We start from the raw sequence: 12,979 nt of genomic DNA, 5'->3' as shown, positions 1-12,979 counted from the left end.
AATAGACGGACCCCGGGCCTTAAGAGCCGAGAATCTTTGCCAGGATCGGCAGAAAGTCCACTACCGCGCGAGTGAATCACGACTGCCCGCATGGGGGGGCCTTGGCTGGACTTCGCGGTTGCCTTCCCAACCCAGGAGATAGCCCGCTATCGTGCCCAACAATCCCACCAGGGGCGCGATCTGCTCTTGGCTATACCCTGCTGGTATCAAAAATAGGCCGGCGGTTATGACAAGGGTAAGGCCGATCATCTTTGTGGACCATGTATCCCAATAGCGATGTTGCTTGATCATCACGTAGACTTCAAGGGCGATTATTGCTGCTCCGAACGCCAATACCGCCAGACCGTACACTATTTGCGCCGATCCACCTGATTCAATGTGGGCTGGAGGTTGCGTGATGAGAAAAGGTGGGTAGACGTGATCGGGCAGTAGATCGGCAGCGTAGCTCGCTCTTGTCCAAGCGAGCAGAGACATAGCCACCAAGAAGGGCGCTCCTATCGACGTTGTTCGACTCATGTGTCCAATCTCCTCCGTGAAGTATGTGTATCCTGCACCTGCGCCCCTCATGATATTCGTCCCGCAGATGGGAGCGTAATCGGTGGAGTAATGCTGCCCAAGCGACAGTCTGGTCGAGTCCTACCTTGATCCATTGAGGTTGGGCCCGAGCCGAAGAGAGGGCTTTTCACGTCCGGGTCCTTAAGAAGTGCAGCACCTCAGCCATCACGCGGCAGTCCACCTCGTTGTAGGCCTCAATGGACTTCATCAAATCCAGGTCGCGCATCGACCCCGAGCGCCTGGCAGCCTCCCCATTACACCACCACGCGCCGATCATAGCCCCGAGCCCGTCCGTGGGTCCGTCGCCCCAGTTCGTCGCGATGAGACGCGCTTGGTACATGGCCTTGGCCACAGCCTTGAGCCCGAATCCGAACGCGCCGCGGACGGTTACGGGCTGCTTCTTAACCACGTTATTGAGCAGGTCCATCCAGGGGAGGCGATCCCAGGGCGGGAAGCCGTGGCGAGGAGCCGCGGAGTTGTAGGCGGTCGTAAGGTTCGAAACCTCAGCCGGGGACCAGTGGAATAGCCGCGACTCTTCCAGGGTCGTTCTTCCTGCCGCACAGACTGTACGCATGTGCGCGAGCCAGTCCGTGATGACCCGTTGTTCCTCATCCGTGCTCAGCCGGTTCGCGGTGAACACCTTGAAGGCCCACGTCTGCAGATCGGTGGGGTCGGCGAGGTAGCCGCACCCGACCATGAAGATCAGGGGCTGGCCTCCCTTCTGCGGGAGCCTGCTGAAGTCGTCGTCCAAGTCCGATACGGTCTCGAAATCCACATAGAACTCGGCCGGCTTCGGGAGGCGCCACAGCTCGTGGTTGACGGTGACTTGTTCCGGGAAGAGCACGGAGCCTCCCGCGGGGGAGTGGTTGGCCTGGATGATCGCGTTGACCAGCGGGACAATCGTCTCGCCGCTGATTCCCAGACGCTCCGCGGTGCAGGCTGGGTCAGTCCAGCGGTGGAGGCCCGCAGAGATTGCCAATCTGCGGAGCTGGGGCGTCACTCGCGGGAGGAGCGTGAGGTCCTCGAGTTGGGCCGCGATCTGCTGCTTCGCGAGGTGCCAGGGCGCGTCTTCCGCGTACCGCATGTTCGGTCGAAGTTCGTCCATGCTCGGATCGGGGAGCACTGTCCACTTCCCACCGTCCGCACGCATCCTCCGGACCCAGTCACAAGCGCCGAGCGCGAGCTCCCGGAGGCTGATGTCCTTCCTCCCGAAGACGAAGTCTCGGTCCACACGCTCCAATCGCTCCATGGCGGATCTGCCGCGCTCCTTGAGCTGTTCCCACCCGCGGCCAAGCAGGTAGCCGCATGGAGGGACCACGCCTTGGACGCGGCCAAGTGCTTCGTTGTAGACCCAGACCTGCGCCATGTACTCGCGATGTTGGCTCGCCGCATGTCCGTCCTTGAGCATATGGAGGGTCATGAACTTGATGTCCACTACACGGTAGTGCCACCGCGCGCCTGCGATGTCTGGCGCCATGAAGGCGGCCTGGTCGCGCGAGATCGATCCAGGAAACAGCCGGGCGAGTATATCGCTCCGCAGGAGCAGGTCGGCAGCCCCGTAGGTCTGCGTCTCGGGGTTCCAGAGTACAGCCTGTGCGATGGCTTCGGTCCCAGCCAGCATCGCTTCCCATGTCCGAGCCGCCACAGCGGGGTCCCTGACCTCTTTGGGTTCCGCGGCGATCCGCCGGAGTTGGACCTTGCCCGCGAGATACTCGAGCACTACGGCCTCGAAATCATTGCCCTTCTTCAGGACGAACTGCAGGAAATCGGTGCGGGGGTCATAAGACTCGGCCGATGAGTCCTTAGCGAAGCCCTTCGCTTCACCGTACTCCTCCAGCCAGTCGAGGAGGGGGTCGTCATTACAGAAGTTTCTCGTTCGAGATGCGCTCACCCAAGCTCGCCATGACGAGTCGATCCCGGGCATGTTCCGAGTCCCGTCATCTCGGTTGAACACTTTTTCCATCGACATGGTCGCTCTGAAGTCGCCGATCAAACCCGGTCCTGGATTCTGCGCGTCACAAGTTCTAACCTTTCAAAACCTCGTCCCCGCAATCGTTGATGAACCTTAACCTCAGTCAATGTCGAGCACTTTTATGGGTCGAGGAGGCAAGCCCTTGACTCTAAGCTCCACCTCGTCCCCTATTTGTGCTCTGAGGAGTGCCTGGGCAAGTGGAGTATGGCTTCCCAAGATATTCCTCTGGCCATCGCTCACCCCTTCAACGATCTGTATCCGTTTCACGTCCCCCGGCGCCTCCAGGCTGCAGTAGGTCACCCAGTCCCCAACTTGAACACCGAACGTTTCTGCTTCAGCGGGACCTTCCGCGACCGTCGGCATCGAAGGCTGCACAGGGACTTGCCCTGGTTGCCTCTGCTGTTCAGCGCTTGCCTTCGCGTCTACTTGCCCCCGAACCGCTTCGAGAAATGCCAGGAGCCGCTTGATCTGGTTGGCCGGGTCTCGGAACCAGTCGGTGGACCAAATACGGTAGATCCGGTCCTGCCACCCCCGGCCCTTGAGAATCTCCTCCCGGATTCGATCCCGGTCCCGCACCGAGCGGGCTGAGTGGTATGTCGCCCCATCGCACTCGATCGCCGCGATGTACTCGCCCGGCCGGGTCGGGTTCCTGACGGCGATATCGATGAAGAAACCAGCCACCCCGAGTTGCGGAACTACCTCATAGCCGGCATTTCGGAGAATGTCAGCGACCGCGATCTCGAAGTCGCTGTCCGGCTCCCTCTCTCCGGGCCTTCGTCCCTCGAAGATCCCATCTCGGATGTATGACAAGTAATCGTGTAGGGCGCGTACTCCACGGGACGAGTGGGCATCGACGAGGATGTCTCCGGGTTGTAGCGAGGTGAATAACTCGATCCGCTTCCGCGCTCTCGTGAAGAGCACGTTCAACCGACGCCAGCCATCGGTCTGATTGATCGGGCCGAATCGCTGCGCAACCACGCCCTCCTGGTTCCGGCCGTACGTCGTGGAAATAAAGATCACGTCGCGCTCATCGCCCTGCACGTTTTCCAGGTTCTTCACGAAGAAGGGCATGAGCCCCGCACCCTTCCATTTTTCGATGTACCGTTCCGCCTCTGGGTTTATCCGGAGTCGTCGGTCAATCTCCTCATCGATTAGGTCACGCTGCGGGATATTGAGCGTGGCGACCCCCAGGGACTCGTATGGACAGGCGACAAAGTGCTGAAGGGCAGCATCTGCCACACGCCTAGCTTCTTCCAGGTTCCGCCGATTGTCATAGAGCCCCTTCGCTACGTAATGGTGGCGGAGGCCGAGTCCCGCCTGCAGACCGTGGGCTGAGGGGAAGATGATGAGTCGATCGTCGTAGAATTCCTTGTTCGAGAAGTGGATCAGCGCCTCATGCTGGGAGCGGTAGTGCCAGCGCAGTTGTCGTGGCGGGTGGTAGCGGGATAGGCAGAGATTGAGAATGCTCTGCATGCCGCCGGCGGCAGTCTCCTCCCGCTCTTCTTCCCCGTCGGACCCCTCCCAGAAGCGATCGAAGAAACTAGTTGGCGGCAGCTGCTTCGGATCGCCCACGATCACCATCTGGCCGCCTCGTGCCAGCACCCCGATCGCCTCCTCCGGACGAACTTGGGAGGCCTCGTCCATGATGATTAGGTCAAAGTGAAGCTTCCCAGGCTCAAGGTACTGCGCCACAGAAGGCGGGCCCATCATGAAGCAGGGCTTCAACGCTTGGAGGGCTCGGCCCGCTCGGTTGACGAGCTGACGGATAGGCATATGAGCCCTCTTCTTCTGAATCTCATGGGCGATTAAGGCCATCTCGGTGTAACTCTTGGGGGACCCTGACCCAAGGCCCCAAGGCGCCGCCTGCGCCCGCTGGTCGATGACGTGCGCACACTGCTTACCGTTCAACTTAATCACCTCTTTGTCGAGATCTTGAAACGCCTGCCGTAGATGCTCGTGGCTCAACCCAGAGAATTCGACCAACGTGGGGTTGTCCCGCAAGATCGCGCGCGCGATGGAGTTGTAAAACAGGAAGCCGCACGCGGAGCTAATCTCCGACCCCGTGAGTCGCCCGTCGAGAACGAGAGCACTGATGGTCCCCAGGTTCTGCTCGTCTACTCGACGGCAGGCCCGGCTGAATCCCGCCCACACCCATAGCCCGTCGAGGTCAGTGACGGCCCGCCTCGCCCGGTCCGCGATACCCTGGGCGTCCTCGCTATACCCCCGCTGCCACGTGTTCCAATCCAGAACCCCGAACTGGTTGAATTCTTGGGCGGCAGCCCGGACCGCTTGCCAGTGTGCATCGATGCCTTCGACGGCTGCTCGTAGGGCGTTCAACTTGACCATCGCCTCAGGGCAGAGAATCCAAGTCTTGATTCCTGCCGGGATCTCCATACGCTGTAGGCGCTGGCTCCAGTCGGCGATGTCATTGATTGGTCCGAAATCGGTGGTCAGGCCACCGAAGCGCTCTCCAAGCAGTGCCCGCGCGTGCGCCGCGTTTTCGATCGCCCGCCGTGCGGTAGCCACCGCACTTGCCTCCTCCAGCAGGCCGACTAACTCACGAGGGGATGCCGGAGCCGCGAGATAGCCGTCGAGGGTCTCAGCGATCTGCGCGAGGGTCACTGCGGTGGCCTGGAGCGCGGCATTCAGGTCTGTAAGAGGCGCCCCCTCGCTTATGAGCACGGGAGGCATGCGGGTGTGGCGGAACTCCGCTTGCACGCATTCATGGAGATCCTCCACTACTTTCCAATACCGTTCGCCCTCCGAAGCCCTGGCCGTCAGATCGCGGATCGTATCCGCTGGTAACCCGAGCAAGAGCGTGAGATCAACTGGCCCGCTGACCTTCTCGAAGGTCTTCCTCGCGCACGCGTACCAGTCGGTTAGCCGCTTCACAAGCCCGAAATCGGTATCGATGCCCAGGAATAACTCCCCGAGCAATCGACGGAGCTCGGCATCGCTGTCGAACGCTGCCCTTTCGTCGAGATAGGTGATCAGGGTGTGCAGCTCGATCTCGCATCGCGCCGCACGCAGTACCCACGGTCGGTCTAGGCGGATGCTTCGATAGGTGCGTGCAGCTCTCCGCCACTCGGGGCGGAAACTCCTCAGGAACCCGGCGCTCGTCCGATTTGCTCGGAGGGCGGCGACGAGCTCGTCCCGTGGCGGCATGAGGCTGAAATCGAACAGGGTCTGCACGGTCTTACGTTGCTCGCGCAGAGTGGCCGCTCGCGCGGCGGCCTGCTCCATAACCGTCGTGGCCGCTGGTTCACCGAGCTGAGGCCGCCGGTGTTTCAGTAGGTCCAGTGGCGCGGCTCGCGCGGCCTGGAGACTGGCCCAGAGCGCCGCTAACCCCTGCTTGGTCGGCGCAACCTCGACCCCGTGCCACTCGGCTACGTGAGCAAAGAATTCACAGGCCTGATGAACCTCGGCAGCGAGACTCCGCAGTACCTGACCGCATCGCCGGAGATCCTGATGCGGGGTATCCGCCTGATTGAGCTTCGCGGCCTCCCCGGCGGCCCCCCTGGCAATATCGATGTCTGCCTGCCCCAGGTGATCGGTGCTGATCAGCATGCGCTGGAGCCTCGCCAGGCGCTCAAGCACAAAACGCACCTGTCGTTCGAGCCCCCGTACGACCTCGATGGCGCCTTCGGCACAGATGCCGGGCAGGAGGTCGAAGGCCTCAGTCCCTGAGGGCGAGGGAAGGGCCGTCACCTGACTTCGCAGACTTTCAAACGCGCGACGCGTCGGCGATAGATCGTGGCCCAATCGCTCGTGGGCCCCTGCGTACTCAGCCCCCAATTCGTCAGCCGCCTCGGCGAGTTGCCGGACGACCCGGGCCACGGCCGGCTCATCACCGAGGACCAGCTTGAAGGGATAGTAGCCGAACCACGAGTGGTCCTTCGGACGCCCGCCGATCGCGCCGGAGTGCTCCGCGAGCTCCTTCGCCGCCTCCTTAAGGCGTTCGTGCTCGGCGTAGGTGCACCCCCTGGCGGGCGGGTACTCCTCAGCACTCAGAAGCGTGACCTTCGCCCCGAGCGCGCGACGATGACGCTCGGCTGCCCACAGAACACAGTGGACAGTCAGCTCTAGTTCATTGTGCATCACGGAGTTCATCAGGTCTGCATACTGCTTCAGCCGTAGCCGACGGGTTTCGAGCTCTTTCCGCTTCGCCTCGAGCTCTTGCGGCTTCGGGAAGGTCCCTCGCGCAAACAGCCGACCGGCGATGTCGTCCAAGAGCTTCCGCTTCTGGGTCTTGTGGCTGTGAAGTTCGAGACAAAACATTCCAAGGCCCGCGCGATCCAGCCGATCCCGGACCACCTCGAGCGCAGCGAGCTTCTCCGAAACGAAGAGCACTGTTTTGCCTTCTGTCAACGCCGTCGCGATAAGGTTACTGATGGTCTGAGACTTCCCTGTGCCCGGCGGCCCTTCCACGACGAGGTTCTTACCATCCATGGCGTCGACGAGAGCGCTATGCTGTGAAGAGTCCGCATCGAAGACGAGTGGCAGTCGGGTGGCTCGTGGATCCTCCTCCACCTGGTACTCGGACGCCTCGCCTACCAGCCCTGCCTCGCCAGCAGTCCCCTCGAACAGACTCTTCACCAAGATGCTCTGGTCGATGGCCTTCCCCGTCGGCCAACGGGTTGGATCGAGGTCCAGGTACATGAGGAGGTTCCCGAAGGAGAGCAGACCAAGACTCACCTGGGGGCTGACCCGCCATGGAGGCACGGCTTTCGCGCGTGCCAGCTGGGCAACCTGGGCGAAGTATGCGGTTGGGAGGGCCTCCTCGTCGAGGGAGGGGAGATTCAAGGAGAAGTCCTGCCTGAGTTTCTCCCGGAGTGTCAGGTTGTCTGCAATGTCCTCCCCGTTATGCATTACCTCGTAATAGAAGGCTTGGTTGTGCCGGATTCGCTTGAGCATGACAGGCATGGTGATGAGCGGCGCGTGCCTCGGCTCCTGCGAATTGTCACTCTCGTACCACTGAAGGAATCCGAAAGCCAGGTACAGCATGTTGGTGCCCGACTCTTCGATGGCGGTTCGGGCGGCCCTGTCTATATTCCGCAGGACGCGCTCCAAGTCCTCCGGGTACAGAAGAGTCTGGATGCGCCGAGTGGGTCCAGCGCCTTTAGGTGGAAGCTCGTAGCTGATGTTGATCCCTTGCTTCTCAGCGAACTGCGCCGCCTCCGGTTTGCGCCGACCGGAGCCCACGATCTCGTAGTCCTCCCGGCGGGGCTCGGGGACTGGCTGGAAGAGCAGCGCGCCGCCCTCCCGCAAATGGGTGTAAAGATCATCGAGACCGGTATCTACAGCGCGGACAACCCTCCCCCGCGTCCATCGGAACGAAAGTAGCCGGTTCCTCGCAGTGAGGTCCAGGAGCCGTTTGCGAAGTCGAAACAGGGCATCTGCGGTGGATAACCTACCCGCAAAGAGATCGTCGCCTTCCGACATTCTCACTGCCTCTACCGCGTTTGAGCGGTCAGGGTACGGTTGGGCTTTGGGGGATTCTATCGCACCTCTTGGACTGGTGGCTGTGGAGGCTAGTGGTCGGGAACGAGTAATTGGTGTGGCCCGCTATCAAGGCGTGTTCACGTCGGTCTTGTAGAGATCGCAGGACGCGCCAATTGCATGGTTGCCTTGACTTCCGGATCGCTCCAAGGGAGCCTGTGGTCGGGGGGGTGTGAAATGTCCCATCTTGGTCCACAGACGCTGACGCAGAAAGAGCAAAGTGCGATTCTTCGCGCTACGAGACGCAATCCCCGGGATCACCTGATTTATTCTCTGGCCCTCGGCACGGGGCTACGGCTGGCCGAGATTGTAGGTTTGAACGTGAGCGATGTCTACACGGGGGATGGCAAGCCGAAGAATCGGGTCCGGCTGCGGCCCGAGATCGCCAAGAACGGCCGAGCTGGCGACGTGTTCCTACCGGATGCCCTGCTGGTCAAGTTCCGGAGGTTCTGGCGGCACAAGGCCACGAGGCGCGAGGGGCTACGGCCGGAGGATCCGCTCTTCTGCTCTCAGAGTCGCACCCGCATCTCGCCCCGCCGTGTCCAGTTCGCCTTCCGGACCTGGCAGGTGAAGGCCGGGTTCGACAGGCTGTATCCATTTCATTGCTTGAGACACACCGCGGTGACGGAAGTCTATCGGCGATCGCGGGACCTGTTCCTGGCGCAGAGGTTCGCCAGGCACGTGTCGCCCCTCACCACAACGATCTACACCCACCCCAGCGACGAGGAACTGTTCAGCAAGCTCCGCGGTCTGTCCTGCTGACATTAGGTGTTCGCACTCGATTGATTGAGGTGCGGACCCTATTGCAGCCGTTTTCCACCGGTGCTAGAAGTCGATTAGCTCTAGCCCACCGTATTGCTGGTACGGGGACCGGATGCCCCAATTGCCGGTGGTGCCGCCGGTGGCGCTGAGTCGCGCTCGGCATGCCCAGCGCCTTCCTTCAACGCCGAGAGAGGAGACTCGAAAATGCGTCACGCCCTTCGTTACGCTCTCCGCTTCCTCGTGCTAGTGGCCGTGGCCCTCTCTCTTTCAGCGCTCTACGACCCTTCGCCGGCTGCTCGCGGTCCGTATGGCTCGGCGCTCTCCATGGCCGCCTTCCCGCCGGTGCGCGCGGCCTTCTGCAAGACGCATTGCCAAAACCATTCATCGTGTGTCTCCACAAACATGGACACCGCCTGTCACTATATGGGCCCTACCTGTGTTGGGGACTACGCCTGCTGAAGAGCTCCGCGCCGAGCCGGTGGCACCGCCGGCCTCGTTTCATCTCTTGAAGAGGCACGACTACCGTCGACAGTTCGCTTCCGTCTTGTCCTTGGCCTTCGCCTCGGCGATCGTCTGCCACTGCATGTTGCTGGAGGAGTCGGCACCGCCACATTCGAGGGGGACGATGTGGTCGACCACGTAACCTGGACGGCCGTGAGGATAACCGGTCTGTCGCAGAAATTGTGCGCGTGCCGCCGGGCTTCTCAGGATTCTGCCATTCGCGTCCCGCGGGCAGGTCTTGCATCCGCCAGAGTGCGGCGAGGTTGAGTTGCCTGCCGCTGGCTTCCTCGGCGTAGTCGTAGAGGGCGGCTTCGGTGAGCTAGCCGACTGGCTGGTATTTGGAGCCACACGGTCATGCGGAGCAACGTAGGTGCCGTCTTTCCGGTAATAGCCCTTGACGTGCACCTTCGGCTTGGATGAGCTCGAGGAGTGATGCGTGCCGCTGGTTCTTCCGGTGGGGACGGCGTAGGCAGGGAATACCAGTGCCAGGACTAGGCCGATGACGGCCAGGGGGCGTTTCATGGCTCTCTCCCGATTTCCCGGGAGCTTAGATCCTGTTCGTCGTGGGCGTCAAGAGAGAGGAGCGCGGACTTGCTCACGACGACGATCTACATGCATCCGAGCGACCAGGAGATGTGGGATAGAGTTCGAGGGTTACGATGATTACAACTGTCTCAAGAAGCCGCGGCGGCCTTCTTGGAGCAGTCTAGCCCTTAACCAACGGGCCTCAGGTCCCTGAGCGTACTTCAACACAATTTCACACAAGACCTTGGCGGTGATCCGCCCTCCAGACGCCGAGCCTTCGCACGACATCCGACGGAATGCGGTGAACAGATAGCCCGAGCATCCCTCCTTCATCGACCGGAGCCCCTGCGCCAGCCGCGCGAATCGCTTAGACTCTGCCCTTGTCAGCGGTTCCAAGCCGACCTTCCCCGCGGTCGGGGAAAACCCGGTCAGCACGCTCCCCATCGCACGGAACAGTTGAGATGAGTAAACGCCTGTCCCCTCATCTATTGCCAAGCCTGCGGCAATACGAACAATGATGCGAACATCATCGTCCATTCGTTTCCAGTACAGCGTTACTAGCCGGCCGACCGATTCCTTCGCACTCCTCGCTGGTACAAGTTGTGTGATGCGGCGACGAATGGCCCGGACATCTCGGCTAAGCCGCGAGGCATCCAATCCAACAAATTGATCGTGTAGCGGGGAGTTCTTTTCGAACAGTGGTGCGTGCCGGGTCTCGCCGAAGCAGACACCTTGCATTCCGACGACCGCTGCCCGCTCCCGGACATAGCGCACCACTGGTGCTGGAACATCTGCTGGGGTGACGAACGCCCATATCTTGATCTTGTAGCCGCAATGGTCGCGGAGCCTTATGGCCTTCGCCAGATCGTCTCGGACCTTCCGTCGGTAAGCTTTCTCACTCGCCTTGACCATGGGACAGTAAATTGCCAGGAGGAGCTTTTTCGAGCGGACGTAACCATCATCCCCAGCGTCACCTCGGGCATCATCGACCACCTCAAAGTCATCGCCGTACTCGGCACGGAACAGCGCCTGCACGAGCCGCTGAAACAATTCCGGGTTGTCGATGTCTCTGATCCGCATCATGCACGCCAAGCGTCAACGGCGTCTATGCGTTTCGCCGCCCGAATACATAGCCTACGAGGGTGCCGAACAGCACGCCAGCGGTAGAATCGAATTTCCCGCGGTAGATCAACACACTCGCGGCGACGATTGTCAGACCGAGTGTGCCAGCCTGCACGATTAGTGAATTGCGGCGATGCTGTGGTTCAAATCTCTCTTGCACGAGCGCTTGCTCTGCTGAGCGATCGAGCGTCGCCTTCTTGATCTCTTCGAATAGGCTGACGATTCGGGTTGCAAGTTCGTGCCCCTTGTCGGAGCGAAGATACTCGAAGAACTCTCCCCAGTCTGCAGGCTCGTCGTCAGTGGTCGTTGAAGAATCATGGACCATTGGTTCTCCGTTCAGAATGGGTTCAGAGCCCCAAAGCCTCGTCTCGTCTAAGCTCGTGTCATCTCTCTCGCCTTCGCAATCGCTGCCCTCACCCCCTCTACCTCCTTGACCTTCCTCACCTACGCCTTCTGCCTCGGCTTCAGCTGCCTCATGTATCCCATGTAGCGGCCCTGGAGGACCATGGAGGCGCGGTTCTTCGCTGGGAGCTTTTACCGTTCAATGGTCAGGATCCAGAACATCGGCGAGCAATCCTGGCATCGTTGCAGAGTGGATTGTCATGAACTCCTCCAAAAGCGCAAGCGCCTGATCATCGACGGGGTTGTCCTGTGTAGTAGTACGTGTGATGACATGCACCCAGGTTTGCGGGCGATAGCGAACCACACATGAGAGCAAGAACATCCCCAAGTAGTGCAGTGCATATTCGGATATGTAGTGCCCAGCAATTGGGCTGATCAGACATGTATGGCTTGAAAATGAGCCACCCGGCGGGCTCAGAATATCCACAATCAGGTTCTTAGGCTGTGTAGCGTCCGTTTCTGGATCGTTGGTGAGACTAAACTCTGACCCGTCCCCGACAAGCGTGGTTGCGCTAAACTCGTCACCTGGCACGGCGACATTTCCGAAGAGAATGATTGTCACTCCCCAAGCACGCATGGCCCGCACAACTCGCCACTGCGCTAAAGCAGGGAATTGCTGACGCAATCGGCGGACGAGGTCGACTAGCCCAGCGCGGTCTCGGAAGACCTCGGGATAGTCGATTCTAAGCTCCATGAAGTCCTGATCCCGCGAGGAAGCATATAACGTGAACGGCAGCGTAAGAGGTGATTCACGATATGTCCTGCGGTAAATACTATCCAGGCCTGGAACTCGAGAGAGTATATCTTGCAACGAGAGTGCGAGCGTACCCATTTGCGCTGCCGGGGCCGCAGGCAGCTTTACGATTTGAGGCATGGTCTCATGGTCGTGATAGGGCAAGCAATTCAATTGAGCGACGACATCGTTGAATCTTTGAAAGGTCCCTGCAGTCCCCAGACGGATGGAAAGGTCGACAACTCGCGCCCTCGGTACAGAAGTGTCCATGACGCCGTGTGATCGCGGAAGTGTTGATAGTGACTGCAGCGTCTGAGAAACGACGAGCGCCTTGGAAAACGCCATTGTTCCATAAAAAAGAAGTAATGGCCGTATCTCGAGGGCACTGGCCTCGGCTGCCTGAAAGAACAACCGGCCCTGTTGCAGGCACGTCGCCACCTCGCGGGCGATGCTGGTGGACGGCGTCCTACCCGTTGCTTTCCGGATTAGCGGCTTTAGGTTCGCGGTACTTTCGAGAAATGTCAGGCGATTCCAATTGAACATGATGCGGGCTTATGTGGACGCCAATTCTCTTGCCATCCCTATCGCGACTTTCACTCCCCGTGCCTTTCTGACCTTCCGTACCTGCGCCTTCTGCCTCGGCTTCAACTGCCTCATGTAGCCCATGTAGCGGCCCTGGAGGACCATGGAGACGCGGGCCTTAGAGGAGAGGCGGGGGCGCGAGCGGCCGTTGGTGTTAGGTGCGCCGTTCGTCGAAGCGGCGGCGGACAGCATGGGGGCGAGACGGCGGAGAGAACGGTTCATCACTTTCAGAGAACTGAGGAATGCTGTGATGTCACGGCCAATTCCATTGTTCCTTGGCATCGGGTCTCCAGATGATTGATGATCAGCGCTCTCGATCGAAACCG

General features: G+C 60.5%; 6 protein-coding genes. 1 reads left to right on the top strand and 5 read right to left on the bottom strand.

Annotated features, from left to right (window positions below):
• Positions 1 to 682 precede the first annotated feature (682 nt).
• Both VEW47_10090 and VEW47_10085 read right to left on the bottom strand, forming a co-directional pair.
• On the bottom strand, positions 683 to 2,446 hold the full coding sequence (locus tag VEW47_10090) for a hypothetical protein (GenBank protein ID HYS05529.1): 1,764 nt from the start codon (positions 2,444 to 2,446) through the stop codon (positions 683 to 685).
• Between the two features lie 180 nt (positions 2,447 to 2,626).
• Positions 2,627 to 7,969, bottom strand: a complete 5,343-nt coding sequence (locus VEW47_10085; GenBank protein HYS05528.1) for a DUF4011 domain-containing protein — start codon at positions 7,967 to 7,969, stop codon at positions 2,627 to 2,629.
• 177 nt (positions 7,970 to 8,146) lie between these two features.
• Between VEW47_10085 and VEW47_10080 the strand changes: the two genes are divergently transcribed.
• The gene (locus tag VEW47_10080; GenBank protein HYS05527.1) at positions 8,147 to 8,788 is read left to right on the top strand and encodes a site-specific integrase; all 642 of its coding nucleotides are present in this window, start codon (positions 8,147 to 8,149) and stop codon (positions 8,786 to 8,788) included.
• Positions 8,789 to 9,952: 1,164 nt separating this feature from the next.
• On the opposite strand, the gene VEW47_10075 is transcribed toward VEW47_10080, so the two are convergent.
• The 3 genes from VEW47_10075 to VEW47_10065 form a co-directional block, all read right to left on the bottom strand.
• Positions 9,953 to 10,897 carry a hypothetical protein gene (locus VEW47_10075; GenBank protein HYS05526.1) on the bottom strand — a complete coding sequence of 315 codons (945 nt, stop codon included), beginning with the start codon at positions 10,895 to 10,897 and terminating at the stop codon, positions 9,953 to 9,955.
• 22 nt (positions 10,898 to 10,919) lie between these two features.
• On the bottom strand, positions 10,920 to 11,261 hold the full coding sequence (locus tag VEW47_10070) for a hypothetical protein (GenBank protein ID HYS05525.1): 342 nt from the start codon (positions 11,259 to 11,261) through the stop codon (positions 10,920 to 10,922).
• Positions 11,262 to 11,477: 216 nt separating this feature from the next.
• On the bottom strand, positions 11,478 to 12,614 hold the full coding sequence (locus tag VEW47_10065; protein HYS05524.1) for a YaaC family protein: 1,137 nt from the start codon (positions 12,612 to 12,614) through the stop codon (positions 11,478 to 11,480).
• Between the last annotated feature and the right edge of the window lie 365 nt (positions 12,615 to 12,979).

It is taken from the genome of Candidatus Dormiibacterota bacterium, from assembly GCA_035635555.1.
In the GTDB taxonomy this organism is placed as follows: domain Bacteria; phylum Acidobacteriota; class Polarisedimenticolia; order Gp22-AA2; family Gp22-AA2; genus Gp22-AA3.
This window is presented reverse-complemented; position numbering and strand designations above follow the sequence as displayed.